We start from the raw sequence: 26,288 nt of genomic DNA, 5'->3' as shown, positions 1-26,288 counted from the left end.
ACATCATATCTCAATCATCTGTCAACCCATATTCCTTCCACTTCTCTGTAACTTTCTTTATTATTTCCTCGCTCATTTCAATTTTTCTTCCCCATTCTCGTTTGGTTTCAGGTGGAAGTTTGTTTGTTGCATCAAACCCTATTTTACCTCCGAGACCGCTTTCAGGGGAAGCAAAATCTAAATAATCAATTGGGGCATTCTCTATCGTAATTGTATCACGCACAGGGTCCATTCTTGTTGACATTGCCCACATTACCTCTTTCCAATCACGTATATTTATATCATAATCAACAACTATAATAAATTTCGTGTATAAGAACTGTTTGAGAAAAGATAGTGTGCCCATAACAATTCTTTTTGCATGCCCTGGATAAGCCTTTTTTATCGACACTACCGCTATTCTATATGAACAACCTTCTGGAGGCAGATAAAAATCTACTATCTCCGGAAACTGATTGATGAGAATCGGCACAAAAATTTCGTTGAGTGCTTCACCAAGAATTGATGGTTCATCTGGTGGTTTGCCAGTGAAAGTGCTGAGATAAATTGGATCTTTGCGCATTGTAATTGCAGTAATGTTAAACTCAGGAAACTGTTCAACAGCATTATAGTAACCGGTATGGTCTCCGTATGGCCCTTCATCTCTATACTTATCTAAACTAACATATCCTTCCAGAACGATCTCAGCATGAGCTGGAACCTGAAGAGGAATAGTTTTACAATTTACAAGCTCAAGTGGTTTTTTTCGCAGCAGCCCGGCAAATTGGTATTCTGATAAAGTCTCCGGCACCGGAGTTACCGCAGCAATAATCGTTGCAGGATCGCTACCAATCACAGCAGCCGCAGGAAACTTCATATTTTGCCCCCTCTCCTCCTTCCACCGTTTATGGTGACCTGCACCACCACGATGTGCAAGCCAGCGCATGAGAGTCGTTTTTTTATTCACAACCTGCATACGATATATTCCAAGATTGAAATTATCTTGCTTGTCTGCTGTTGGTCCTTTTGTTACCACAAGTGGCCAAGTGATAAGCGGTGCAGGCTCGTTTGGCCAGCATGTCTGAATAGGTAGCAAACTAAGATCCACCTTATCCCCAGTTAGCACCAGCTCTTGACATGGGGCTTTGCTCACAACTTTGCTCCGCATCGACAATACAACTTTTAGTAGAGGAAACATTTTCACAGCATCTTTGAAGGTTTTTGGCGGCTCAGGTGATCGCAAAAATGCTAGAAGTTTACCCAGATCCCTTAATTCATCAGAATTTATACCAAGTCCGAATGCAATTCTCTCAATAGTACCAAATAAATTCACTAAAACGGGAATTGAATTTTTGCCATTTTCTGTGACAACATTTTCAAAGATGATAGCTGGTCCCTTGTTTGACAAAACCCTACGATGAATTTCTGTCATTTCAAGAATAGTTGAAACTTCTTTTTTAATTCTAATTAGATCTTTTTTTTCTTCTAATGCTCTGATGAAGTCGCGTAAGTTATTGTACATATTTTAAAAATTTTAAGCCTTTTAAGAAGTGCTTTTCCCAGCACAACTCATTCACTTATTATTATAGAGGCTCTAGAAAAATTATTCTCCAATTCGCTTTTTAAGTTTTTATATTCAGCAGTCTTTAACTCTTCATTGGTAATAAAACTTTTCTTTATGGTTATTAAATTGCTAAATTCGGTTCCATCATTTTGATATTTACACGACCTATTTACATATAACCAAGGAGAATTTATTTCAAAATTCAAATTTTCACAATTTTTAATTTTGATATCTTTTATTATCATATGGCTTTCCTTAGTTTTAGGAACACCAATAAAAAGATCTGACACTTGGTCAGAAGCTGTATTCACAACATCATTAAGCCAATTATCTCCTAAATTCAAAGCCGGCCCTAGATTTGTCTTGAAAATCTTATTTTTTTGCTGGAACTCATATTTAATTGTCAGATCCTCTACATTACGCAAGGTAAGGTCAGGCAATTCTAAGAACTTCTTTTCTTCTTCATCAAGATATACTCCACTAATCATACGAAAAACAGAATCTCTTAATTGCTCATCTGAATAATATAATCCAACACCTGTTAAGCCTAAGGCTGCTTCCCCTTGCACGGTAAGCTGGCCATATTCATTTACAACATTATCTTCTATAGTTAATTCACTATGGGATATCACTTTTGAATTTTCACCTTGTACAGCAGGAATCTTTATGTAATCTGCTTCCTCAGAATTGAGTACTAGAGCGTTCCTATCAGCAATGTCTGGAAAAATACCCTGTGCCATACTGACGGTATTAGTTGGATCGATCCAATATATTTTCCCACCTCTATTTGTTACTTTGAGCATCACATGATTAAAATTACCCATATTAGGTAATGCTTCAGGATTAGAAGTGCTAGTAGTTCCTCTCATAACTAAAATAGGTTGAACTTTATAACCAAGTTTTTGCAGAATAGCAGCCGTGCTAGCAGAAAAGTCTTTGCAATCCCCGACTTGAGAATCAGCAATTTTCTCTAAATCTCGTGGAAAATATTTTCCTGAGACTGTGCGCCAATCTCCCATATATTGAACTTTTTCATTCAATAAAGAAGTGACTGCATTAATTTTCTCCTCATCAGTATTTTTATTGGCAGCAAATTCTGCTATAGCTATAAAAGTTGCAGGAAGTGGCTGATTAATGACGCTATGATATCCAGGAGCTAATTTTTTAGCTAAATCATCCCATTTAGATAGGCTCGACAGTGATACCCAAGTGTTATGTTTAATATTCAATATTCCATTATGTGGTTCATTTATTGTGTTTTCATAAATTGCTTTCTTTAAGGTAATGTTTATATAATGTACACCATCCTTTTTTTCCTCAGCAATCTCTAATACTTTTCTTGGATCATTCACTTTAATCTCTAGAGGCAATTCAGAGTTGATTTTAGTATTTTCTGCTTGTAAATAATCTCCATAATAAGAGAAGCTCAAGCCATAAAAATTATCAACAGGAACCTTTTTGTTAACTTTTTTATATCTTAAATATACTTCTGTGCCAATTTCTATTTTGGGAAATGGTATGGTTACTTGCCTTAGCTGATCAAAGCCTTTGCCAGGACTAGCCAGTGGCTTATCCTCCATCATATCTTCAGTAACTATATATTCCTCTCCGTTATAAGCTGTTTTAGCTTCTAAAACAGTCAAATCTGCACTATCATCATTGTAGATTAAACTATACAGAGAAAATCTATCACGCCCAGACTCCTTGAGTATTTTTGCTTGAAGCTCTACTTCCGTTTCGTAGGTACCATCTCTATTAACATTAATGTTAACATTAGAAAACTTAACCTCGACAGAAGCATCTTCGTACTTACTCCACCTTGCTTCAGCTGTCGAAGCTACAAAAAATGCTAACATTGCTAAGTTAAAGACAGCTTTTAAAAACCTCATTTTTTACTTACATTTATTGAAAAATCATTCTATTATATCCGAACAACACTATCGGAAATGTAAGACTTAGTGTGTTCATATTACTTAGCGACGCGCTTACCGATATTATATGCAGCGATTACAAGATAATCAACTTTTTTGCTTACAATTTACTAGAAATAGCGGTAAAGACTATCTAAATCTTTATAAATGCCTTACTCTGCAAAATTTTTCATCACCAAATCTTATGATGAACTTTACAAAAATATCTTAAATTTCATTTTATAAAGTTTGCATTTCTTGATAAAAATGTTTTAACATTGAGCATTTCTTTAATATTTGTATTCTTTAAGTAAGTGTATGTCTAAAATACCATTTTTATTGATTTTTATACTTGCAGTAGCAAGTTTACCAGTAATAAACAATTGGCTTTCGCACCGCAGTCAGAACTTAAATGATGATTATATAGGTGAGAGATTGGATAATTACATCAGTAAAAATTTTGATAGAGTTCTAAAAGCTCTCCAGGAAGAGTCAGCTAAAAATAGTTATGCTAATGCAACCAAAAATAAAATTTCTCAGCATAAAAATGAAATATTCGACTCCACTTATCCTTACTCAGGAAATGAAAATAGCAATGTCATAGCTGTAGGGTTCTTTGACTATTCTTGTGGCTATTGTAAGGCAATAAAGAATGACATAAAACAGTTGATCAATGATGGCAAAATTAAATATATCTTTAGGGATGCTCCAATACTTGGTAACAACTCCTTAAAGGCAGCAAAAGGTGCTTTAGCAACTTATTTTATCGATAAAGAAAAGTACTTAGATTTTCACTATGCTGCACTAGATCACAGAGGAGAATTTTCAGACGAAACTATATTGGATATAGTAAAAAGTATAGGGATTAACGAGGAAGATTTTAATAACTCTATGAAAAATAATGCAGACAAAATTGAGCACATGATAAACAATAGTAAACTTTTAGTAAGGGAGTTGGGAGTAGGCGGTACACCTTTTTTGATAATAGGAGATAGTCTTTTTGTAGGAAAAACTGATTTGAATATATTACGCAAAAAAGTGAATGGGTTAAAAGATTAATAAATTTCCTGCTTGACAGCATAAGAGAGTTTAAGTATAGTTAAGATATACTAAGTAACAATATGTATATGCTACATATTAGTTCAAGAAGAATAGGTGATGTTTGCTTGCAACATAGCACGACCTTAAGTAATTAGCCTTCCTAGGCTGATTAATCTATTAAAATACAATTATTATTTTGGAGTTATAACATGAAAAATTTCAACAGAGAACCAATTGCTCTTTTTCAACAAATCGAAGAAAAGAAAAAACCAAGTAATTTATTGGATAATTTAAAGAGTACTTATCCTAGAGAACTAAAAATCGGGGCTGCTATAAAGACAGGGGATTGCTTTTTTGACTCTGTGGCTCAAGGGTTGAATGAGCTAAATATAAAACCTGGTCATTATTTTACTGCAAAATCATTAAGAAAAGACTGCGCAGATTATGTTGAGCAACATGGTGAACAAGATAGTTGGACCTATAAAGCAGTAATAAAAGACGCTGCTATTGGTGGCTACTTTGCTGCGCTAGAAGGTCCATATGGTCCTATACAAGATCCAAAAACTAAAATAAATATGATAGATGAGAAAAAGACTTTTCATGAGTACTTAAAAAATATTAAGAATATGGCCACAGGAGCTGGTTCTGCACCTATATGGGGTCGTCCAGAGATTGAAGGGAGAATGATATGCGACAAGTACAAAGTGGAACTTTATATTTATTCAATAGAGGAAGGTAGTCAAAAAGTTACGGGAACTAAAATTACAGCACATGATGATGATCCAGCAGTTTTTATACAAGATATAGATCTCAATCAACTAGAGATAGATAGTAGCAAAAAAACTGTAGGAGTAGTGAATTACATGAGGCATTTTGTGCCACTTCTAAGTGAAATTTCTGAAGATATAACAGAAAGTCAACCAGTTTCTAATGAAGAAATCTTTGGCGAGGTTACAGAAGCTTCTGCTTATGAGAAACCAGTACAACAAAAAAGCAGCGCTGGTGAGACGATTTTTTCGAATAGAAGAACTCCTATTTCTAATCAATCAGAGCAGAAACCACTAAAAGAAAGAGCTGCTGATAGAAGTATTGATGAAACAAATTCACAAAATCATGAAGCAATGTTAGAAAAAACACACAATAAAATTTGTGAAAATACAGCAAAGATCTTGAGTGAAACTTCTAAGGATATGAAAAAAAATTCCAGTGAAGAAATTCTTGAAATAGGTAAAAGAGTTCCTGCTTCTGATCAATCAGAGCAAGAAGAACAATATAATATCAGAACTAGCAAAGCAGCAATTGCGCAAGATCATAAAGAACAAAAAACACAAAAAGAGAGAATTGATACCAGCGCTAGTGAGCCAATTCATACGGATACAGTAATTACTATTTCTCATCCACACGAGCAAAAAACACAACAAGAGGCAATAGAAAAGAAATTAATCAATAGTTACAGAGGCGAAGCTATTTATAGCATAACTACTGTAATAACAGCTATAGCATTCACAGCATCTGCTATAGCTGCTGTTTTTACTCAACCAATTCCTTTAGCATGTCTTGCTGGAGTTGCTTTAGCCATTGCATGTGTTTGTGTATATCAGTTAACGCAGAGTCATCAAGACATTAACGAACTGAAAGGTAAGGTAGGAGAAAACAACACCTTTACTTTTCTAGAAGAAACGGGATTTAAAATTTATAGCCTGATTGATAAAGCAGCTTCAAAAATTTAAGATCTTTCCTACTTCATCTATATCAACTCAATTTTATTTTTACAGGAGGGCATATGTCATTTACAGAAATTAGATTTCCAGAAAATATATCTTATGGCTCTACTGGAGGACCTGAATTTTCCACTGACGTTGTAACAACTCATAATGGTTGTGAGCAGCGCAATATTAATTGGTCTCGTGCACGTGCCAGGTATAACATAGCTTATGGAGTTAGGTCAAACGAGCAGCTAACAGAACTCATAACATTTTTTCAGGCACGAAAAGGTAAAGCAATAGGGTTTCGTTTTAAGGATTGGTCAGACTTTACAGTTATCAATCAAGAAATTGGCATAGGAGACGATAAAAAAACGATCTTTCAACTGATGAAAACTTACATAAGTGGAAAAGACAAGCATACACGAACTATTAAAAAGCCAGTGCATGATACAATAAAAATTTACCTAGATGGTGAAAAGACAGAAAAATATTCAGTGAATTATTCAACTGGAGAAATAGCATTTATGAAACCACCAGCAAAAGGTACAATAATCACCGCAAGCTTCGAATTTGATGTACCAGTACGATTTGATACAGATTACCTAAACGCTTCTATTGATAACTATGGCAGCAATAGCTGGAACAATATTCCCTTGGTGGAAGTGAAATAAATTAAGTGGGCTACCATAAGCAATGCTAAGCCTCAGTAATCAACCATATATTTATCGAGGGTTGCTGTAAGTTATCTGGGTGTACATAGGCTCAACGAGCCTATGTCTAAATTCTATTGAGCACTATTGATTTCAGATTAAGCACAATATTCAACGCTGATTTTTCTGACTCCATTTATTTTATTCTTAAAAGTGCCTCTCTACCTTTACGTCTTAAGTTTCAATCCAGGTAACTGTTATTATAGCAGCATTAAATGCATCCATACAAGCTTGGCATTCACTATCATTGCACTCTCCTTCAAGCCTATCGTATTGGTTAAGTGTAATATTATCTTTATTCTTTAGCATAACTTTAAAGCATTCTTCATAATTTTTGCCAGTAGATTCACCTGTTTTGACATCAATAAGCTCGTCATTTTCAACCTTAAGTTCTATTCGAGAATTTGGTCTCTCTTCTTTTTTTGTAATAGCATGGGATTGTAATGGAAAAGTGTTATTATTACTCATAAAATACTCCTTAAAATTTATTCTAGTTATAGAATATAAAGTTTAAGAATCTGTAAACTAGTTTTGCTTGCCAAAATCTTCTTTGTGATATGGAAATTTTTTTATTGCTATAAGTTATCTAGGTACAATTAATGAGCCTGACCAATTGCCATTTAGTGTTTGCACAATTGTACATGCACAACTTGCTTCAAAATTTCTGCTTGTTGTTGAGCATGGACATTAGCATAACCACATGCAGGAGATGCAGCAGCAGGTCTTGCAATGCACTTAGGTCTTTTTGCTTGAGCATTGAGGCCAGACAATACCTCTTCTATCAATGGGTTGACAAAGAACCATCCTCCCATATTTTTTGGTTCCTCTTGACACCATGTAATTTCAGCGTTCTTATATTTTTCAAGTTCACTGCCTAGTTTATCGGCCGGGAATGGATAAAATTGTTCTAAACGCACTACTGCTATATCGTTTATTTTTTGTGCTTCAAGCATTTCAATTATGTCGTAATAAACTTTACCACTACATATTACAACTTTACGTATTTTATCACTTGCAACTAAACCTTTTCTACACTCTGGAATTACCGTAAGAAATTTTCCTTCAAAGTCAGAAAGGTTAGAAACTGCGCTTTTATGACGCAATAGTGATTTAGGTGTAAACACCACTAAAGGCTTACGAAAATCTCGATTAATTTGTCGGCGTAAAGCATGAAAATAATTCGCAGGAGTAGAGCAATTAACCACCTGCATATTATCCTCTGCACAGAGCTGCAAAAACCTCTCTATACGAGCAGAACTATGCTCAGGCCCCTGCCCTTCATAACCATGAGGCAAAAGTAAAACTAGACCACTTGACCGCAACCACTTTGTTTCTGCAGATGAGATAAATTGGTCGATCATAATTTGCGCGCCATTTGCAAAATCACCGAACTGCCCTTCCCAGAGCACAAGTGAATAAGGAGAATCAAGGCTATATCCATATTCAAAACCCATCACAGCATACTCAGATAGTGCGCTATCTATAACTTCAAAGCGAGCTTGCTTCTCACTTATGTTGTTCAGTGGAATAAACGTTTCTTCTGTTACTTGATCAACAAGTCTTGAATGACGGTGCGAGAAGGTACCGCGACCAGAATCTTGTCCTGACAAGCGCACTCCTATTCCTTCTTTAAGCAATGACGCGAATGCAAGACTTTCAGCAGTTGCCCAGTCTATGTTGCTACCGGAATTTATACTGTCTATTCTGCCATCAAGTATTCTTCTGACTTTATTATTGAGATTAAAACTACTTGGAATATTGCTATTTATGTGTACACCTAATTTTTTTAGCTCATCTGGTGAAACACCAGAGTCCGTATAATATTCACTCAAATCGTTCAACTTTGCTCTCCTGAGTTTTAACCACACTCCATCAAACCAGTCAGCTTTCTTCGGAGTATAAGTCGTTGACTCAGTAAGGCTTTTATCTAATCTTGTTCTAAATTCGCTGCGTAATTTACTTACTTCATCGCTACCTAGCACTTTCTCTGCAGTCAGCTTCTCTTCGTACAGCGTGCCTGGAGTTTTATGCTTTGATATTGCTTTATACATAAGTGGCTGAGTAAAATTTGGCTCATCGCCTTCATTATGGCCATATTTGCGGTAGCATATTATGTCAATCACCACATCCTTTTTAAATTTCTGCACATACTCCATTGCCAAATTCGCAACAAAACTCACAGCTTCTGGATTATCTCCATTAACATGAAATATTGGAGCTTCTATTGATTTTGCTACATCAGTGCAATAAAAAGATGAGCGTGCGCAGGATGGGTTGGCGGTAAAACCAACTTGGTTATTAATAACAATATGCACGATACCACCTACTGTATAACCTTCAATGTTGCTCAAAGTCAGGGTTTCAGCAACCACTCCCTGCCCGATGAAAGCTGCATCACCATGAATTGACACTCCAAGCACAGATCTTATATTTTGCTTCGCTCTTACTCTTCCAGCTAGAACTGGATTTACCGCCTCAAGGTGAGATGGGTTAGGACATAAACTTAAGTGTATTTTTTTACCACCAGCAAGTGCTCGATCAGAAGAGTAACCAAGGTGATATTTGACATCACCAGATACCTCAAGACCACTTGGGTATGCAAGATTGCCTTGAAATTCAGACAGCATTGCCGCATATTCTTTCCCCATAACTTTGGTTAGAACATTAAGCCGTCCTCGGTGGGCCATACCAAGAACTATTTCTTCAATACCAAAAGCTGCAGAATCACTAATAACTCTTTCAATTGCAACAATGGCTGACTCCCCACCTTCGATAGAAAAACGCTTATATCCAGGAAATTTCATATGGAGAAATTGCTCGAACATCTCAGATTCAATCAAGTGCCTTAGTATTTCTTTTTTATCCTGAGGGCTTAGCGTATAGACCTGATTTTCAATTTTCTCCTGCAGCCACACTCTTTCCTCATAAGAGGAAATATGCATAAATTCAAACCCGATGTTCTTGCAGTAAATATCTCTATATATTTCAGCATCATACGCTGGAGAGATATTCAAATATTTCTGATAATCTATTTCTTTATTTACATGCGGTGATAATGGATTTAAGTCCGCAAAAAAATGACCGTAAGATCTGAAGAAATTTGCTAAGCTAGAAATTGAATCATCCGACTTGACTGCGTGCTGTGCATTGCAGGCTTCCGTTTTATTCATTTCTAAATTGCTTGAAAAAATCCTATTCCAATCCTCCCCGATTGATTTATCGCCCTGCAGATAACGGCTATACATTTCTTCTACAAATTCTGCATTATCACCATAAAGGCAGCTTAGACTTAGCATAATCACTACAAAAGATATCAAATACTTATAAGTATAACTTAAGTTTTTTAAAAAAGAACTCCTTTAGTTTCTAATTATTAAGTTATACAAACACTGTAATCCGAGTTTTCCAGAAAGGGTGTCATTCTAGACTGACATCTAATCTTTCCATAAATGCTGTATTTCAACATAAAACAACTATACTCATCAACTTGTGCCCAATCATAATTCCTAGATTCCAGTGTTAGCTACTTGTTTTTTGGATTTCTATACTATTGCTGATTGAAGATTATTGAAATTTTTTTGCACATTAAGGAACGCAAGCGTTTATGAGTCAGAGGATAAGTCATATAACATTTACTCGGTCTTAATACTTTGAATTTATATTTAAGTAAACGATAAACAGTAATTGGTATGAGTGATCTATTTAAAAGTGACAATTATGATAAAAATCTCAATTCTTTGATAAGAGTCATAAAGCTGAAGGATACAAAAAAAATTAATGAACAATATGATGAAACACTGAAAGATTTATCTCAAGCTCTGAAGAATTTTACAAACAACGCAAAAGATGTAGCCAAATTTGTTATATATAGCGACTTGAATAATTATGTAGAACCTTTGAGCACAAAGCCACTCGGTTTTATTGGAACATTAAAAGGGATATTAGATAGAGTCTTGGGAAAAGATATTCCAACTAATGATAATGACATAAAAAATTTTGTTGGTGATGAATTATCAGGTTTCACTATAGAAAAAGCAGCCGAATACACAAATATTTTAAGTACAATTAATCTATTCAAGAAAGGACTTAAAGAAATTTTAGATTCGAAACAGAGTGGAAAAGGCAATAAAGCACATAAATCATACGAAGTAAGCACGGAAAATAAAACGACATCAAAGCAGAAGGAAGATACTCCTAAGCTGCAAGAAGGAAAACAGCCGGTAGGAAAATTAGTTATGAAGAGAATAAAACGGCCAACAACAGCACCTCCGCCACCTCCTACTGCCTCAAAAAAGGTACACTTTAAACCAGAAATAGAGAATGTATCTCCTGAAGATTCAGGCTATGAAAGTTCATTAAGTGAAGAGTCTGGACATGAGGAAATATCAAATTATCAAGAGAAAAGTAGTAAATCTTCAACAAAAGATTCGGAAGACTCAAAGTTAGCTAAAAAGGAGCCAACTCACAAAACGAAACCTAAGAAAAATGCAGGAACAAGAAGAGGATATAAAAAGAGACAGGCTCCAGAGCCACCAGCGCTAAACGCTACCAATCAAGAAATTAGGCAAGAAACTAAAGAAGATAAATCTGAAATACTGTCAAATCCTAAAAGGCTAGATATTGTTGATCAACAAGTGAGCACGAAACCAATAATAGTAGAAGTGACTTCGCAAAAATCAGCTGAAAGTAAACCAATCCTGAAAAAATCTGCTGATAAAGCAGCATCAGAAGTAAAAGCGGTTATTATAAAAGAAAAAGTAAATAGCAAGAAGGACGGTAGAGTAAAGTCAATAGTAGGAAAATTTGAGCAAAATCAAGTTGCTAAGAGCAAAGCCACCCCTGCAACACAAGCAGATATCGGTATGAAGAAAGATCCTGCACCATCGCAAAAAACTGCCTCCCAATCTCACTCATTTCCGGTAGGAAATAAAAGATCTAAAATGAACCCCATAACAGCAAAGTCCGATTCTAAACTTCCGGTTAGTAAAAAACCTCTTCTCACTCATGTTAGTGTAAAGAAAATAGCTGCACGATTTGAAAGCCATGGGAAGAAATAGTTGTAACCTATTGAACAAACCCTATAATATCCTTGATCTTTTTTATATTGTTATTTGCAATCTCTGCTGCTTTTTCTGTACCTTCTTTTAATATTTTATGTAAATGGAGCTGATCCTTCAAAAGACCGTTCAACTTCTCACGTATGGGTGATATAACACTGATGATTAAGCCAGCTAACTCTTTTTTAAAGTGTTTCATATCATGTTTATTCACTTCTTCACACACTTTTTCCACATTTAAATCACTAAGCACTGAATAAATGTTTACCAAATTGTTTACTTCTGGACGGCACTTTAAAGTAGCAAAATCAAAGCCTAGAATTGAATCTGTTTTTGCTTTTTCTATTTTCTTGACAATCAAGTCATCTGTATCGTCAAGGTTAATGCATGAGTATTCTGAAGAATCAGATTTGCTCATCTTGCTTGCTCCATCTCTTAAGCTCATTATTCTTGATGTGCAATCCAAAGTTAAGATTTCAGGTATGATGAAATGACTACATTTATAATGATTGTTAAAAGCTGATGCAATATCACGTGCAAGTTCTAAATGCTGTTTTTGATCATCGCCAACAGGAACATATTTAGTTTGATACAGCAATATATCCGCAGCCATAAGTACTGGGTAGCTATATAACCCAAGAGAAGCTTTTTGTCTATCGCTTCCAGCCTTATCTTTAAATTGAGTCATACGATTAAGCCAACCAATTGGTGTATAGCACCCTAGCAGCCAGCCCAATTCTGCATGACCACTAACTGCGGATTGATTGAAAATAATCGACTTTTCCGGATCTATTCCACATGCAATATAAGTTGCTGCTGCTTTAAAAATATTATTTTTTAATTCATTTGCGGGAAGCTTATTTGCTGTGATTGCATGCAGATCAACAACACAAAAAAGAGATTTATATTTATCCTGCAAGCCTATCCACTGCTTAATTGCACCAAGATAATTGCCCAAGTGTAATACTCCACTTGGCTGAATACCTGAGAAGACAACTTCTTCCATACCTTGAGTGTGTTATTAGTTACTTTCGCAATCAGCAGATTTTTTAGAAAGAATAACCATTGCAGGACGAAGCAACCTATTTTTAATTGTATAACCAGTTTGTAGTACTTCTACAATAGTGCCAGGCTCTTTTTCATTATCTTCTCTTTCCACAACAGCTTGATGTAAATTGCTGTCAAAAGAGTTACCTATTGGATCTATTTCTTCTATTCCATGTTTTTTTAGATCACTCACAATCTTTTGGTGCGCCACTTTTATTCCTTCATGAATAGGATCATCATCTTTCAAGTTTTCCATTGCTTTTTTTAAATTGTCACAAGAGTCGATCATATCACGTGCAAATTTTGTGACTGCATAATCACTTGCATCGCTAATTTGCTTTTGCATTATACGTTTAACGTTTTCATTATCCGCAACAGCGCGACGTAAATGATCTTCAAGCTGAACTGCACGTTCTTTTAATATATTAAGCTCTTCACTTAAATCACCTGTTTGCTGATCTTCTTGATCATCCCCTTTTCGTTTACTGACCATATCGGCAAATTTCTTTTTTTTCTCTTTATTACTATCTGACATATCATTCACCCTTACAAACTTAATAAATATATAACAATCAATCTAAAAATATCAAGCGTTAGCTATCCTTGTCTTTCTATGCTTGCATTTAAAAAGTCAATTAAAGCAGTTTTATAAAGAGAATCAGAAAAAGTATCAATATTACTTTGCGCCATATTAATATAGTGTTTAGCTTCTTCCATAGAAACATGAATGGCATTATGATGATTAATATATTGTAATGCTTGGTCAAAATTGTGTCTAGCTGAAGAAAAAGATTTCTCCCAGAATTTTTGTTCTGATGGGCTGCCTTTTTCATATGCTATAATAGAAGGTAAAGTAACTTTACCTTCAAAGAAATCTTTTCCAAGTTGCTTTCCTAAAGTGCCTTGATTAGCAGTATAATCTAGCACGTCATCAATTATTTGGAATGCCATACCAAAATTAAACCCGAAATTCCTTAGCCTCTCTGTTTCATCACTTGTGGCTCCAGATACTACTGATGCAGCCTCGCAGCATGCAGAAAATAAAGATGCTGTCTTTTCTCCAATGATATTAAAATAATTTTTCCTAATTGTGTTAGGGTCAAAACGCGTTGTCATCTGCTTTATCTCACCCTTGACAAGCAAATTAGATGCCTTAGATAAAATAGAGAGAACACTTAAATTCCCACAGTCTATAAGCCATCTAAATGCTAAGGTCAATAATAGATCACCAACTAAAATGCTTGATTTATTCCCCCAAATTTTATTTGCTGTTGCAACTCCATGGCGTGCCTTACTTTCATCAAGCACATCATCATGAAGTAAAGTAGCGTTGTGTATAAATTCTACCGATGCAGCAATGTTGATCCTACTCTCTCCAGAGTAATTCAGCATTTTACAAATAATAAAAATGAGCTTAGGCCTTATCTTTTTTCCTCCTGAATTAATAAGATGAGATGTAATATCGGTAGCAAGCTTAGTACCTTCATCATTGACATTTTTGAAGATAAAGTCATTCATAGCCAATAAATCAGAAGATACAATATCATCTAATTTACTACTTTTTGTTAAATCAGTGTTTAGCATTTAAGAGGACTTATGCTTCTTGCCCTTGTACTTTCTCAACTTTTTTCTTTTCTATTTTTTTCGATTCTGTTTCTAAATCTACTATGCCTTTTTTAATGAACCACATTACCCTTTCAGTTGCTTGCGCTCCTACACTTAGCCAATGTTTTAATCTATCAGCTTTTACCACAACACGATTTTTATTGTCTTTTGGCAACATTGGATCATATTGTCCTATTCTCTCAATAAAGCGCCCATCTCTTGGTGCTCGTGAATCAGCTACAACTATCCTATAAAAAGGACGTTTCTTTGCCCCAAACCTTGCTAACCTTATTTTAACTGCCATGTCAACCTTTATTCATATATTAATTACAATTTAAATACAATAAACAGCTCAAGTCAAACTAATTGTACCTCTTTTACCTAAAAATACAATATAGCCCCCTCCAATCACTCATAAAAGGAAGATAATAAACTTTTTTATATATCATCAATCATAGCATGATTAACTTCTACTCTATACTTTGATTTTAGATAGCTAATTAACTGTTCCTTTAGCGATATCATCACACGTTTTCCGGTGTCAAGCATGTTTAATTTACCATTTGATGAATGCATTTCTTTTAGAACGCCTATTATAATTTCATTATTGTATTGAATAGGATCTGTTACCGAATTAGTTGTTTTCATATTGAAAATCTCTTCTATGAAAGAAAAAGGGTAGTTTTGTTCATTGCGTTGTATTTGCTGGCCTTTAACCAATTTTATACCTTGCATTTCTTCCAAATCTGTCTTTTCTCTTAATTGAACTGCTACTTCTTGTCCCATTTTAAACATTCTTTCTTTTATAAATTCACTACGCCAAAGCTTTATGGCTGATTCCCTACTTTCTTCAAAATTTTGTAATTTAGGAGGAACGATATCACTGATTTTCACACCAACAACAGTATCTCCAACACCCTTAAAATAACTCTTCTGATCTTTCTCGCGTGAAAAAATGAAAGAAATGAAATCACTGGAATTTCCTACTTCATTACCACTTTGGTCTTTTCCACTAGCATCTACTGGACCAATGGTTTGTATAGGTAAATTGTAATTATTGGAGATTTCTTCAATCGTTGCACCATTGTATATCTTATAATTCACTTGATTTATGAAATCATTGACTTTTTCAAAAGACTTTTGATTGGTTAAAACTGACCTTATGTCTTTTTTTAAATCAACCAAGTCTTCATCAGAGATTTGATGTATGCTTTCTACCTTTATTACGTGCCATCCAAAATTGCTTGTTAAAACTTCACTTACTTCACCTGTTTTGAGAGCAAATACCTTTTCTCTCATATTTTCAGGTAAGAAATCCTTAGTTATATTATTTACTCTGGTTTCATCGAGTTTCACTTTATTAAACTCTTCTATTATTTGTTCAAAGCTTGCTTTACTTTCTTCAAGTGCTCTTCTTGCTATTTCAGCTTTTTCTTTGGTAGGAAATATCACATTGAATATGTCTCTTTGATTTTTAAGTTCCTGATGTTCTATTATACTATCAACCTCTTCATCTGAAATTCTGATTTGATCTTCAAAATATTTTTGATCCAGAGAAATGTATTGCGCAGTTCGATACTCAGGGTAATAAAAATTGGACTTATTTCTTTCATACAAATCAAGTAAGGCTTGATCATCTGGTTCAGGAACGTCTGTAATTGCATCCTCAGTTATTTTAACAATATCAACTACTCTAGTTTGGTAGCGATTTTTGTATATCTGCTCATCAACACCCTCACCAAAAGTTACCGGATAATTATCTTTAAATAACGAAGTCATGAACATCATTGCAGGCAGGATTTTCTCTAGTTTTTCTATATATTCCTTTTCTGTGATATGCAGGCTATTTAGAGTTTGATGGAATTTATTATGGTCAAATTCTCCTTTATCGTCCTGAAAGTACTTGGTATTTTTTATGTGGCTTTTGATAGATTCTTCTCCAACTTTTAATCCAAGTTCGCTAATTAGGTTAAACAATAGTTTTTGCTCTATAAGTGCGTTAAGTAAATCATATTTCAGCTTTTTTACTTGTTCTTTACTTACATCAGATCCAGAAATTTGCTTTTCATAATTTTGATATAGTAATTTATATTCATCTGATGTTATAACTTCCTTTCCTACTTTAGCTAATTCTTTCCTTTCATCATCATTTGATAAAAGATTGCCAATCCCCATAAAGATTAATAAGCAAACTAAAAGGAGAACGATTGCCTTGGTAAAAAAATTTCTAATACTCATTGTAAACTCAGTTAACTAACACTTAAATTTAGAATAGCAATAATTTAATATTTGTAAATCTATTAACAAATTAGCTAATATATGTAATATTGTAGTGTATTAAATTGAGTGGAAGCTTATATTAACCTAAGAGCCTGTAAGTGATCTCTGAATATGGTAAGATGAGGTATAGTTGACATGAGGCAAAGAAAGTATGAGGAATACATATCCAAGTGACATAAGTTGTGAAAAATTCGAAAAGATTAGACTAATTTTAGAAAGCGTGCGAAAGAAAACAAAGCCAAGAAGATTAGGTTTATATGAGTTATTTTGTGGTGTGCTTTATGTACTAAAAAGTGGCTGTCAATGGCGAATGCTTCCAAAAGAGTTTCCAAGATGGCGAAATTTTTACGATTACTTCAAGAAATGGAGTAAAAAAACGAATGAAGATAGAGAAAATGTTCTAGAAATTGTCTTAAAAAAAATTGGTTGGAGAGAACAGTGGTCGGAATACCAAAACAAGCTTCTGCATCATTGATGCCCAAAGTGTAAAAAATACCGATACTGCTGAAGAAAAAGGTTATGATGCTGGCAAGAAAATTTCAGTAATAAAGCGTCATATCGCAGTTGATACACAAGGTTTGACACACGCAATTCATATAACAACGGCAGAAATAACTGATCGTAGCAGTGCTTTGACAATGGTTAAAAATGCTAAAGAAAGTCTCTCTGAAGTTAAAAACATACTGGTTGATGCAGGCTACACTGGAGAAAATTTTGCAACACAGATGAAAGTAACTATTGGTGCAACTGTTGAGGTGAAGCACCTTTGCTGTATTGCCAAAAAGATGGGTTGTTGAGAGATCTTCTTTTGCCTGGTTGGAAAAATGTAGGCGACTTTGGAAAAATTGCGAGCGTAAACTTAATACTAGCCTACAAATTTGCTTTTACTTCTTTCCTCCTCAAAAGATTATGAACCGGTTCTTTGATGATAGAGGGTTTATTTCTAATAGTCTTTATGTTGATGTAACAATATTTGGTACTTTGTCATTGTTAGCACTGCTAGCTACTGAGATATTTAGTCCTACATTTTCAAAAGGTTGTGAAATATACACTGAAAAACACATGAAAGATTTACTAGAAGAGGATCCAAGAGATAGAGTACAAAAGGAAACTAATCTGTTAGGACGGTATGATCCACGAAAACTGTTAATGCCAATTATCATGCCTCTTGTTAGAAAATGTTTTGCAGAAGTAGCAAGCGAGTTTGCTGAAAGGAATTTTGATGAGGTAAAAACTGATATGTCTGATGTTAATACTGAAGGACTACCTCATCCTCGAGCAATTGAATTTGCACAGCAAACAGTATAGTATAAGCTTTTAGCTCTATGCATGGACTCAAAAAAAGTAGAATTAATATTTGAAAAATTTCAACAGTCAAATCCTGCGCCAAAAATAGAGCTAAATTATACCAATCATTTTACGTTATTAGTTGCAATAGTTCTGTCAGCGCGGACAACCGATATAAGTGTTAATAAAATTACAAAGGAGCTATTTAGTATCGCTGATACGCCAGAAAAAATGTTGAATCTTGGGCAAAGTGAGCTGAGAAAATGCATAAGCAGTATTGGTTTATATAATTCTAAAGCAAAAAATATAATCGGGCTCAGTAAAATATTGATTGAGCGGTACAATAGCAAAGTGCCTACTAATTTCGATGATTTGGTATCTTTACCAGGGGTTGGGAGAAAGAGCGCTAATGTATTCTTAAATTCAGGGCTTGGTATTCCAACATTGGCAGTTGATACTCACGTTTTTAGAGTGAGCAATAGAGTTGGGCTTGTGAAAGAAAAAGATGTACTTAAAACAGAGCAGTCTCTTTTGAATGTAGTGCCAAAAAAATACCTACTTTATGCTCATCATTGGCTAGTTTTGCATGGTAGATATGTTTGCAAAGCGCAAAAACCTTCGTGTGAAACATGCATAATTCATGATTTATGTGAGTTTGAATGTAAGAGGTATAAAGTCTAGCACAACACTTCGATATTTCTTACTTTTATCATCCAAGTAGCTGATCTCTATGATGGTGTCATCCGAGTAGCTGACACTGGGATGACAATGAAGGGCTACTTGATGACGCCTCTGTGCACTGCCGTTATAAAGCTGCTACTTTGATGAATAAAATGATGTCATTCCAGAGCATGGAGCTGTAATCCAGTTCTTATTACCTGATATGCTCATTTGACAGTTAAGTCTTCTCTACCCCGATTTGCATAACACCTTCGCTCATGGTTAAAAGATACCGAGGCAGTAGAGTGTATTAGTTTTTGCAAGCTGTTATTTTGCTATGGATTGCTGTAATGGCATCATCTATTTTATTGTTATCACAGCCTGTTTGGGCAAGTTCGGCATTTCCACCGCAATCCCTTCTGGTTACAGTAGATACTAGCTCTTTTGCATTGATCTTATTAGTTAAATCTTTACTTACTTTGACAATCAAAACTGTTTTATCCTTTTCTGTTACCATGAAGGCTATTACAGTTTTCGGTTTTTGTTGCTGTAGAGCAAATTCCCTTATTATACTTCCTGGAACGTTATTGAAAGTGTGGCTTACGAAATTTATTCCATTTATTTCGGTACTTTTTACAGTTTCTACACTGATAAGCTTTTTATAAAGATTTTTTATTTTGACTTCAAATTCTTTGCGCTCCTGGCTTAAAATACTGAGTCGACTTATTATTTCATTTACTGGTGCTTTTACGCATTCTGCAACTTTTTTTAAGCTAATTTCGTTATTGCGTACATAATTAATTGCTTCTTGACCGGTTAAAGCTTCAATTCTTCTTACTCGAGATGCAACGGAACATTCTGCTGCTATCTTAAACAAACCAATTTCTCCGGTACGCTCCACGTGTGTACCACCACATAATTCTTTTGAATCTCCAATTTTTACAACCCTAACATTATCACCATATTTTTCACCAAATAAGGCCATCGCTCCTTCGTCTATTGCCTCATCCATACCTTGAACTTTTGTGGACGTAGAAAGATTTTCTCTGATTAGAGAGTTTACTATATCTTCTACTGAAGACAGCTGATCCTGAGTGACTGGCTTATTGTGACTAAAGTCAAATCTTAGTCTATTTGGTGCGACTAGAGAACCTTTTTGAGTAACGTGATCACCTAAGATTTTTCTGAGTGCAAAGTGTAGAAGATGTGTAGCTGAATGATTTCTTCTTAAGTCTTGTCTTCTTTTTTTATTAATACTAGCTGTAACTGTGTTACCTTTACAAATTGAGCCGACGCACCTGTGCAAATACAAGTCATTAATCTTGTTGGTATTTTCGACTGTTACCATACTTCCATCAGACTGTATAAGATTTCCAATATCTCCCACTTGTCCACCTGACTCTCCATAAAAAGGTGTTTTATCAAGTATAATAGTTATCTTTTCTCCTTCTTTTGCAGAATCAATTACTTCATTTTTAGAGGAAATTATTGCGAGTACTGTTGCATCCTTTACTTCATCACGTTCATAACCAACAAATTCCGTTTTGCCAAACTGATCGATTAAATTAAACCATACTTGTTCAACAGATTTTTCACCAGATCCAGTCCAATTAGCACGTGCTCTTTCTTTTTGCTCTTTCATTGCATTATCAAAACCTTTTTGGTCAAAATTTATTTTCCTTTCTTTCAAAATATCAAGTGTGATATCCAAAGGAAATCCATAAGTGTCATATAGTTTGAATGCTGATTCTCCAGATAGAGTGTCACCTGATTTTAAATCTGCAGTGAATTTGTCCAAGAGATTAATGCCTTTCATTAAAGTGTCTTTAAAGTTTTCTTCCTCTGATTTTAACGTTGTTTCTATTAAGCTTTTAGCTCTGATTAGCTCTGGATAAGCATCTCCCATATAAGCCAAACTTGTGCCATCTATGAGTGCAGGAAAAACAAGGTTCAATAGAGAATCATTATATCCAAGTAGGTGGATATAACGTACTGCTCTCCTGATCAATCTGCGTAGTACATAATTTCTTCCTTCATTTCCAGGAAGCACTCCTTCTGCGATGAGAAATGCAGCTGCACGAAGGTGATCTGCGATAATCTTATGAGCTACTTTATTTTCCGTATTTCCACAGTACTCTTGCGATTTACTTACCAGAGCAGAAAATAGGTCAATATCATAGTTATCATGAACGTTCTGCATAACAGCTGCTATTCTTTCAAGGCCCATTCCGGTATCGATGCATTTTTTTGGTAATTTTTGTAAATTACCTTCTTCATCTTTATTAAATTCCATGAACACCAGGTTCCAAATTTCAACAATTCTGTCGTCTTCATGTAAAGCGGAATTTCCATGATCGTAAAAGATTTCAGAACATGGGCCACATGGACCAGTATTGCCCATGCTCCAAAAGTTATCATCTGTTGTAATTCTTATGATTTTATCATCTGAAAAGCCACTTATCTTACGCCAAATTTCATATGCTTCATCATCAGTGTGGTAAACAGTTATGGATAGTCTGTTTTTATCAAGAGACAATTCTTCAGTAATAAATTTCCACGCAAATTCTATCGCAGTTTCTTTCAAGTAATCACCAAAGCTAAAATTTCCGAGCATTTCAAAAAATGTGTGATGCCGAGATGTATAGCCAACATTTTCAAGATCATTGTGTTTACCACCTGCTCTGAGACACTTTTGACTTGAGACGGCACGTTTCATTTCAGTTTTTTGCGTGCCGGTAAAGATGTTTTTGAACTGTACCATACCAGCATTTGTAAACATGAGTGTTGGATCATGCTCTGGAATCAAAGGAGAAGAAGGAACTTGCTCATGATTATTATTTACAAAAAATTTTATAAATCTTTCTCTAATTTCGTTTAGCTTCATCGTTTTTACTGAGGTTGTCTATGCATAATAAGTTGTAACAGAAGTAAAATCAATTTATCAATCTAAATATTAATATATACATTACTTAGTATAACAAAGGTAACTTTTACATAAAAATTTTAATAAAAAGATATAGGTTTAAATATTTTATCCACTAACATAGAGAAGTATTTGTTAATTCAAATAATACTTTTATTAATTCATTTAAGGAGTGTGAAATGCCAAAAAAATTCCAAAACACTAAGAATAGCATGCGAAAGAGAGAAACAACAAATAAGCAGGAGATGGATGGTCCAACAATTAGAATTGTATCTGACTTGGAAAGTATAAAACAAAACAGAAGAGTAGAATTTTTAATTAAAGGAGAGAATTTAACAGTAAAAGACCTCTCTATATCTTCTAGAGCAGCTGAGATAGGCTTGGTTACAGGAATAGTAAATTCAATAGACATTCCTCAAGCAATTCGTGAATCGACAATAGATGGAATTATTTTAGGTCTTAAGAGTGGAGAAATAGAAAAAGGTAAAGAATATAATTATAGAGAATTTAAGAAAATATATCTAAAAAACCTTGTAGATGAATTGGGTAAGGATAGTTCAAAAAAGCTAAAAGAAAGAACTGATGAAAATAGCCAATTGAGAGAATCTACTACTGAAGAAATTGATTATCAGATGCAGGAAGATGTAACTATCGAATCAGCTTCTTTAACAAAACAAGAATTCGATTTTGCATCAAGCAAAGTAACTACTAAAGAGATTAATGACGTAATAAATGAAATAGAAGAATCAAATGCTAGTTATGGAATTACTCCTGAAGATATAAGTAGTGTTTCCCGTTTTGATAGTAATTCACAAGAAGTGTTAGATCATTCTATATTTAATAGCACAGATGTGGAAGGGCCTAAATTACCCGAAATAAATGGAGGACAGTATATAGGAATAGCAGGGATTGCTGGTGGTATATTGGGTGGAGTGCTAGCAGTAGCTTTTGCAGGATTAGGATACTTTGTATGGCATAGAAAAAATAGGGAAGGTAGCTACGATGTTGAAAAAGCGATGAAAAACCTTCCTGAACAAGCTCAACTTGAGCATTCCGGATCTACATCAGAAATAGAATCTTTGCTCAGCAATGCTACATCGGTAGCACATCTATCTTCTCAGATTAGTGTCGAGTAAGATTCCAGAGTTTGATGGCACAACAGTGCCATCAACTTAGCTCTTACAGCACTTATATGCTCTGGAACCAAAGGAGAAGAAATTTTCCTGTCTTACAAAAAATTTTATAACTCTTTCTCTAATTTTATATCGTTTTTACTAAGGTATAATAAATTGCAATGAGAAATTCAGATATTAATATATGTATTATTTAGTATAATAAAAATATAAAAATCTTAGTGAAAAGATGTGGACTTAAATAATTTATCTTTTATACATAAGGAAATATTGGTCAGCTTGGGGGTCATATATGTCAAGAAGATTTAAAAATACTGTAGGAAAAAAAAGATCAATCAATAAAGAAAAAAGGAATAGATGGATTAGTATTGAATCAGAATTGCGAGATGTAGAACAAAACAGAACAATATATTTTCTATTGGGAGGAGGTGATTTAAAACTTAAGTATGTATGTATGCTTGACGATACATCTTATCGTATTCTTGTTGCTGAAGGAGAAATAGTGCATGCAGAAAATCCAAAAGTGATGATTGATGATATTGTTTCTGATCTCAAGAGTGGAAAAATACGAAGTTATAAAAGATATAATGCCAAAGAGTTTTATGAAAAGTATCTCAAAGAGTTTTTGAGTAATGAGAACTTGCAAAAGCTGGAAGCTGGTGATATTGAAAATACAACAGCAGAACTACCAAACTTAAAACAAGTAATGGAAGAAATGAAAAAATCAAACGCTAGCAATGGAATTACAATGCGAAATATAGAAAGTGTTCAAAATACGACGAATATTTTGGGTAATCCTATGATTCATGATACAAACTTGAGAGAGTTTAAATTATTGGAAACACCTTCAAACGAGAAAAATAATATAGTGTTCACAGTAGGTATGTTAGCAGTAACAGTAGCTTTGGTAGCAGCTATCGCAGCAGCTGTACCATTTAAATGTTGGTTTTATAATAGAAAAAATAAAAGCCATAGTAGTGCTAAGGAAGAAACTCCATCTAGTTATTTATTAAGTGCAATAACTTTAGAAAGTGGAACTAATTCTATTCGTTAGCCAAAATATTGCAAAAATAGAATTTTTTTATTATTTTTTTACAGTTTCCTCATTTAATAATTTTTATGCTCTAATTATTATACTTAATTTATCATTACCTGTTGTGTAAACAGGATGAGAATTTTCAATAATCTACATCCTTTAGTAAGAAAAAATCAATACATTCACGATAAATTTACCTCATATCTGTGTTTTATATGTGGAATTTCGAATGGAAAATTATGCAGGCAAAGAAAGAAGAATAGTGAATATAGTTACTCAACATTGGAGTGATATAAAAGGATCAGATAGAGAATGGCCAGAAAGACATGAAATAGACACTGCAGAAATCATGGAGTCATGGCAGCATTGTTTTATCATTGAAGTTAAAGATCGAGGTTATATTTGTGAAAATGCAGGAGAAAAAGCTATTGAATTTTATGGTTTTGAAAAAAAGATGTACATCGATAATAAATATGCAATTGATGCACCATTTTTGCGGCTATATAAAATAGATGCAGTTATTGATAAACTTGAGACTATAATAGAAAGTAAATGCCCAATTAACGAAGAGGAAGAAAGTGAAAGTGTTAAAATGAGACAAGTATTGTTGCCAATTGGAGATAAAGAAGGTATAACACATATACTGGGTGTGATTACATTCAAGCTGCTTTAAAATACAATTTTAATTTGATTTTTTAATAAAGTTATCTATACTCATACTTAATTACTAATAAAGAACTAAATAGTGGTGTTTGTAAATTTGTTTAGAATATGACGAAAATAAAATTAAAAACCAAATCTTCTGTCAAAAAGCGCTTTCACCTTACAGCTAAGGGTAAAGTCATCTCTACTCAGTCAGGTAAAAGACATGGTATGGTAAAGAGAAGTAAATCTAATATTCGTAATCAGCGTGGTACGACGATTCTTAGTAAATCTGACTCGCGTATAGTTAAGCTTTATATGCCTTATGGTATTTAACAAAATGGAGGTAAAATAAAAATGGCTCGAGTAAAACGTGGAGTCACTACTCATGCTCGTCATAAAAAAATATTGAAACTAGCAAAGGGTTATAGAGGACGGGCAAAAAATTGTTATAGAATTGCATTACAAAGAGTTGAAAAAGCACTCCAATATGCTTACAGAGACAGAAGAACCTGTAAACGTGATTTTCGTGGTTTGTGGATAATACGTATTAATGCAGCAGTAAGAGAACATGGACTTACTTACGGTAGATTTATGCATGGTCTTAAACTTGCTGAAATTGATTTAAATAGGAAAATTCTTGCTGAGATGGCTGTTAATCATAAGGATGATTTTGCTAAATTAATAGAAATTGTAAATAGTAAGTTAGCTTAAAGCAAAAACACCATGAGAATTATTTTCATGGGGTCACCGGAGTTTGCTGTTGGTGCGTTAAACTTACTATTGAAATTACAGAGTGAAATAGTAGCAGTATATACCAAAGCTCCAAAACCTTCTGGACGTGGGCAGAGGTTAACAAAATCCCCAGTACACATCGTTGCTGAAAAAAGTGACATAGAGGTATGTACTCCTGCCTCTTTAAAATCTTCGATAGAGCAAGAAAAGTTTGGAAATTTTAAGCCAGACGTTGCAGTTGTTGCTGCGTATGGATTGATACTTCCAAAAGAAATTTTAAATATTCCCAAATATGGTTGTATTAATATTCATCCATCATTGCTGCCTAGGTGGCGCGGTGCAGCTCCGATACAGCACACAATTTTAGCCGGAGATCAAGAAACCGGAGTTAGCATTATGCAGCTAGATGAAGGTTTAGATTCTGGCCCTATTTTAAAACAGAAAAAATTTCTTATTGAAAAAAGCGATAATTATAAGACGTTGTATGATAAATTGTCTGAATTAGGTAGTGATTTACTGCTGAAAGTACTAAACGAAATTGAAAAGCAAGTTCCCTTAAAACAGAGCGATAACGATGCGTGTTATGCTGACAAAGTAAAAGACTATAAAATTTACGCAAGTGACGCCTGTGAAATTGCTTATAGAAAGGTTAAAGCATTTTATCCAAAAGCATTCATTAAGGTAGAGAATAAACGTATCAAGATACTTGATGCTGAATTTGAAGCCTTCACTTCAGGACAAGGTGAGATCATTAATGATAATATGCATATAAGTTTAAAAGGTGGTACTTTAATTCCTAAAGTTGTACAAATGGAAGGAAGAAATCCTTGCGATATTAAAGACTTTGTTCGTGGCTTAAAATCAAGTTTAACAAAAAAATTTATAGAATAGACTACTTTGAAAGGAGGGTGAGGAGAGCTAAAGCAACTTCTACAATTTGGTATTCCGCTGCTTGTTAGCGGAATCTACAACA

At 34.3% G+C, this 26,288-nt stretch carries 21 protein-coding genes and 2 pseudogenes; 13 read left to right on the top strand and 10 right to left on the bottom strand.

All coding sequences use genetic code 11. The features are described 5' to 3' along the window. Window positions 1-10: 10 nt before the first annotated feature. Together OOL05_RS01875 and OOL05_RS01870 are read right to left on the bottom strand one after the other, a co-directional pair. A complete protein-coding gene (locus tag OOL05_RS01875; RefSeq protein ID WP_264375690.1) occupies window positions 11-1,501 on the bottom strand; it encodes a UbiD family decarboxylase in 1,491 nt (496 codons plus the stop codon). Window positions 1,502-1,548: 47 nt separating this feature from the next. After that, window positions 1,549-3,432, bottom strand: a complete 1,884-nt coding sequence (locus OOL05_RS01870) for a DUF3857 domain-containing protein (protein ID WP_264730607.1) — start codon at window positions 3,430-3,432, stop codon at window positions 1,549-1,551. A gap of 339 nt (window positions 3,433-3,771) precedes the next feature. Here OOL05_RS01870 and OOL05_RS01865 point away from each other — a divergent pair, with 339 nt between their 5' ends. The 3 genes from OOL05_RS01865 (at window position 3,772) to OOL05_RS01855 (ending at window position 6,871) form a co-directional block, all read left to right on the top strand. Continuing rightward, window positions 3,772-4,512: a DsbA family protein gene (locus OOL05_RS01865; RefSeq protein ID WP_264375692.1), complete on the top strand. Its 741-nt coding sequence runs from the start codon at window positions 3,772-3,774 to the stop codon at window positions 4,510-4,512. A gap of 191 nt (window positions 4,513-4,703) precedes the next feature. Next, window positions 4,704-6,224 (top strand): OTU family ubiquitin thioesterase, encoded by a 1,521-nt coding sequence (locus tag OOL05_RS01860; RefSeq protein ID WP_264375693.1) that lies wholly within the window; start codon window positions 4,704-4,706, stop codon window positions 6,222-6,224. A gap of 53 nt (window positions 6,225-6,277) precedes the next feature. Next, a complete protein-coding gene (locus tag OOL05_RS01855; RefSeq protein ID WP_010405410.1) occupies window positions 6,278-6,871 on the top strand; it encodes a TIGR02217 family protein in 594 nt (197 codons plus the stop codon). A 213-nt stretch (window positions 6,872-7,084) separates the two neighbouring features. On the opposite strand, the gene OOL05_RS01850 is transcribed toward OOL05_RS01855, so the two are convergent. Together OOL05_RS01850 and OOL05_RS01845 are read right to left on the bottom strand one after the other, a co-directional pair. After that, a complete protein-coding gene (locus OOL05_RS01850) occupies window positions 7,085-7,378 on the bottom strand; it encodes a hypothetical protein (protein WP_264375694.1) in 294 nt (97 codons plus the stop codon). Window positions 7,379-7,530: 152 nt separating this feature from the next. Continuing rightward, window positions 7,531-10,206, bottom strand: coding sequence for a 2-oxoglutarate dehydrogenase E1 component (locus tag OOL05_RS01845; protein ID WP_264375695.1), 2,676 nt, complete (start codon window positions 10,204-10,206; stop codon window positions 7,531-7,533). Between the two features lie 393 nt (window positions 10,207-10,599). Here OOL05_RS01845 and OOL05_RS01840 point away from each other — a divergent pair, with 393 nt between their 5' ends. Continuing rightward, on the top strand, window positions 10,600-11,967 hold the full coding sequence (locus OOL05_RS01840; protein ID WP_264730605.1) for a hypothetical protein: 1,368 nt from the start codon (window positions 10,600-10,602) through the stop codon (window positions 11,965-11,967). 7 nt (window positions 11,968-11,974) lie between these two features. Here OOL05_RS01840 and trpS read toward each other — a convergent pair whose 3' ends face one another. The 5 genes from trpS to OOL05_RS01815 all read right to left on the bottom strand — a co-directional run bounded on the left by trpS (window position 11,975) and on the right by OOL05_RS01815 (window position 16,857). Next, window positions 11,975-12,973 carry a tryptophan--tRNA ligase gene (gene trpS, locus OOL05_RS01835; RefSeq protein ID WP_264686565.1) on the bottom strand — a complete coding sequence of 333 codons (999 nt, stop codon included), beginning with the start codon at window positions 12,971-12,973 and terminating at the stop codon, window positions 11,975-11,977. Between the two features lie 15 nt (window positions 12,974-12,988). Then, a complete protein-coding gene (locus OOL05_RS01830) occupies window positions 12,989-13,549 on the bottom strand; it encodes a nucleotide exchange factor GrpE (protein ID WP_010402249.1) in 561 nt (186 codons plus the stop codon). 62 nt (window positions 13,550-13,611) lie between these two features. After that, window positions 13,612-14,598: a polyprenyl synthetase family protein gene (locus tag OOL05_RS01825; protein ID WP_010402250.1), complete on the bottom strand. Its 987-nt coding sequence runs from the start codon at window positions 14,596-14,598 to the stop codon at window positions 13,612-13,614. Between the two features lie 10 nt (window positions 14,599-14,608). Then, the gene (gene rpsP / locus OOL05_RS01820; protein WP_006015540.1) at window positions 14,609-14,923 is read right to left on the bottom strand and encodes a 30S ribosomal protein S16; all 315 of its coding nucleotides are present in this window, start codon (window positions 14,921-14,923) and stop codon (window positions 14,609-14,611) included. 134 nt (window positions 14,924-15,057) lie between these two features. Then, window positions 15,058-16,857: a peptidylprolyl isomerase gene (locus tag OOL05_RS01815; protein ID WP_264686566.1), complete on the bottom strand. Its 1,800-nt coding sequence runs from the start codon at window positions 16,855-16,857 to the stop codon at window positions 15,058-15,060. A gap of 193 nt (window positions 16,858-17,050) precedes the next feature. On the opposite strand from OOL05_RS01815, the pseudogene OOL05_RS01810 reads away from it, so the two are divergent. From OOL05_RS01810 to nth, 3 genes and pseudogenes are all read left to right on the top strand, one after another. After that, window positions 17,051-17,793, top strand: a pseudogene (locus OOL05_RS01810) (IS5 family transposase); the annotation flags it as partial. A 42-nt stretch (window positions 17,794-17,835) separates the two neighbouring features. Then, window positions 17,836-18,207: pseudogene (locus OOL05_RS01805) on the top strand (molecular chaperone DnaJ); the annotation flags it as partial. A 21-nt stretch (window positions 18,208-18,228) separates the two neighbouring features. Continuing rightward, the gene (gene nth / locus OOL05_RS01800) at window positions 18,229-18,867 is read left to right on the top strand and encodes an endonuclease III (protein ID WP_108784611.1); all 639 of its coding nucleotides are present in this window, start codon (window positions 18,229-18,231) and stop codon (window positions 18,865-18,867) included. Between the two features lie 289 nt (window positions 18,868-19,156). Here the strand turns inward: nth and alaS are convergent, their stop codons facing one another. After that, window positions 19,157-21,730, bottom strand: coding sequence for an alanine--tRNA ligase (alaS, locus tag OOL05_RS01795; RefSeq protein ID WP_264375723.1), 2,574 nt, complete (start codon window positions 21,728-21,730; stop codon window positions 19,157-19,159). Window positions 21,731-21,948: 218 nt separating this feature from the next. Here alaS and OOL05_RS01790 point away from each other — a divergent pair, with 218 nt between their 5' ends. The 6 genes from OOL05_RS01790 (at window position 21,949) to fmt (ending at window position 26,206) form a co-directional block, all read left to right on the top strand. After that, window positions 21,949-22,905, top strand: coding sequence for a hypothetical protein (locus OOL05_RS01790; RefSeq protein WP_064085574.1), 957 nt, complete (start codon window positions 21,949-21,951; stop codon window positions 22,903-22,905). Between the two features lie 289 nt (window positions 22,906-23,194). Next, window positions 23,195-23,956, top strand: coding sequence for a hypothetical protein (locus OOL05_RS01785; RefSeq protein WP_264374978.1), 762 nt, complete (start codon window positions 23,195-23,197; stop codon window positions 23,954-23,956). Between the two features lie 211 nt (window positions 23,957-24,167). Beyond that, the gene (locus OOL05_RS01780) at window positions 24,168-24,611 is read left to right on the top strand and encodes a PAS domain-containing protein (RefSeq protein ID WP_264375720.1); all 444 of its coding nucleotides are present in this window, start codon (window positions 24,168-24,170) and stop codon (window positions 24,609-24,611) included. Window positions 24,612-24,709: 98 nt separating this feature from the next. Next, window positions 24,710-24,916, top strand: a complete 207-nt coding sequence (rpmI, locus tag OOL05_RS01775) for a 50S ribosomal protein L35 (protein ID WP_010402777.1) — start codon at window positions 24,710-24,712, stop codon at window positions 24,914-24,916. 21 nt (window positions 24,917-24,937) lie between these two features. Then, entirely contained in the window at window positions 24,938-25,294 is a 357-nt protein-coding gene (gene rplT, locus OOL05_RS01770) for a 50S ribosomal protein L20 (RefSeq protein WP_063630562.1), read from the top strand. A 12-nt stretch (window positions 25,295-25,306) separates the two neighbouring features. Next, window positions 25,307-26,206: a methionyl-tRNA formyltransferase gene (gene fmt, locus OOL05_RS01765; RefSeq protein WP_064085375.1), complete on the top strand. Its 900-nt coding sequence runs from the start codon at window positions 25,307-25,309 to the stop codon at window positions 26,204-26,206. The last annotated feature ends 82 nt before the right edge of the window (window positions 26,207-26,288 follow it).

This window comes from Wolbachia endosymbiont (group B) of Episyrphus balteatus, from assembly GCF_947250575.1.
Lineage (GTDB): Bacteria > Pseudomonadota > Alphaproteobacteria > Rickettsiales > Anaplasmataceae > Wolbachia.
Note: the sequence above shows the minus strand (reverse complement) of the source record. Positions and strands in the feature narration are given on the sequence as shown.

Bases quoted from the DNA above. Each gene is read 5' to 3' on its own strand.
- OOL05_RS01865 (WP_264375692.1), top strand. From the start codon at position 3,772: ATGTCTAAAATACCATTTTTATTGATTTTTATACTTGCAGTAGCAAGT.
- OOL05_RS01815 (WP_264686566.1), bottom strand. From the start codon at position 16,857: ATGAGTATTAGAAATTTTTTTACCAAGGCAATCGTTCTCCTTTTAGTT.
- OOL05_RS01780 (WP_264375720.1), top strand. From the start codon at position 24,168: ATGGAAAATTATGCAGGCAAAGAAAGAAGAATAGTGAATATAGTTACT.
- OOL05_RS01850 (WP_264375694.1), bottom strand. From the start codon at position 7,378: ATGAGTAATAATAACACTTTTCCATTACAATCCCATGCTATTACAAAA.
- rplT (WP_063630562.1), top strand. From the start codon at position 24,938: ATGGCTCGAGTAAAACGTGGAGTCACTACTCATGCTCGTCATAAAAAA.
- OOL05_RS01870 (WP_264730607.1), bottom strand. From the start codon at position 3,432: ATGAGGTTTTTAAAAGCTGTCTTTAACTTAGCAATGTTAGCATTTTTT.
- trpS (WP_264686565.1), bottom strand. From the start codon at position 12,973: ATGGAAGAAGTTGTCTTCTCAGGTATTCAGCCAAGTGGAGTATTACAC.
- OOL05_RS01875 (WP_264375690.1), bottom strand. From the start codon at position 1,501: ATGTACAATAACTTACGCGACTTCATCAGAGCATTAGAAGAAAAAAAA.
- OOL05_RS01840 (WP_264730605.1), top strand. From the start codon at position 10,600: ATGAGTGATCTATTTAAAAGTGACAATTATGATAAAAATCTCAATTCT.
- OOL05_RS01830 (WP_010402249.1), bottom strand. From the start codon at position 13,549: ATGTCAGATAGTAATAAAGAGAAAAAAAAGAAATTTGCCGATATGGTC.
- OOL05_RS01785 (WP_264374978.1), top strand. From the start codon at position 23,195: ATGTCAAGAAGATTTAAAAATACTGTAGGAAAAAAAAGATCAATCAAT.
- OOL05_RS01845 (WP_264375695.1), bottom strand. From the start codon at position 10,206: ATGCTAAGTCTAAGCTGCCTTTATGGTGATAATGCAGAATTTGTAGAA.
- nth (WP_108784611.1), top strand. From the start codon at position 18,229: ATGGACTCAAAAAAAGTAGAATTAATATTTGAAAAATTTCAACAGTCA.
- OOL05_RS01790 (WP_064085574.1), top strand. From the start codon at position 21,949: ATGCCAAAAAAATTCCAAAACACTAAGAATAGCATGCGAAAGAGAGAA.
- OOL05_RS01860 (WP_264375693.1), top strand. From the start codon at position 4,704: ATGAAAAATTTCAACAGAGAACCAATTGCTCTTTTTCAACAAATCGAA.
- OOL05_RS01825 (WP_010402250.1), bottom strand. From the start codon at position 14,598: ATGCTAAACACTGATTTAACAAAAAGTAGTAAATTAGATGATATTGTA.
- rpsP (WP_006015540.1), bottom strand. From the start codon at position 14,923: ATGGCAGTTAAAATAAGGTTAGCAAGGTTTGGGGCAAAGAAACGTCCT.
- OOL05_RS01855 (WP_010405410.1), top strand. From the start codon at position 6,278: ATGTCATTTACAGAAATTAGATTTCCAGAAAATATATCTTATGGCTCT.
- rpmI (WP_010402777.1), top strand. From the start codon at position 24,710: ATGACGAAAATAAAATTAAAAACCAAATCTTCTGTCAAAAAGCGCTTT.
- fmt (WP_064085375.1), top strand. From the start codon at position 25,307: ATGAGAATTATTTTCATGGGGTCACCGGAGTTTGCTGTTGGTGCGTTA.
- alaS (WP_264375723.1), bottom strand. From the start codon at position 21,730: ATGAAGCTAAACGAAATTAGAGAAAGATTTATAAAATTTTTTGTAAAT.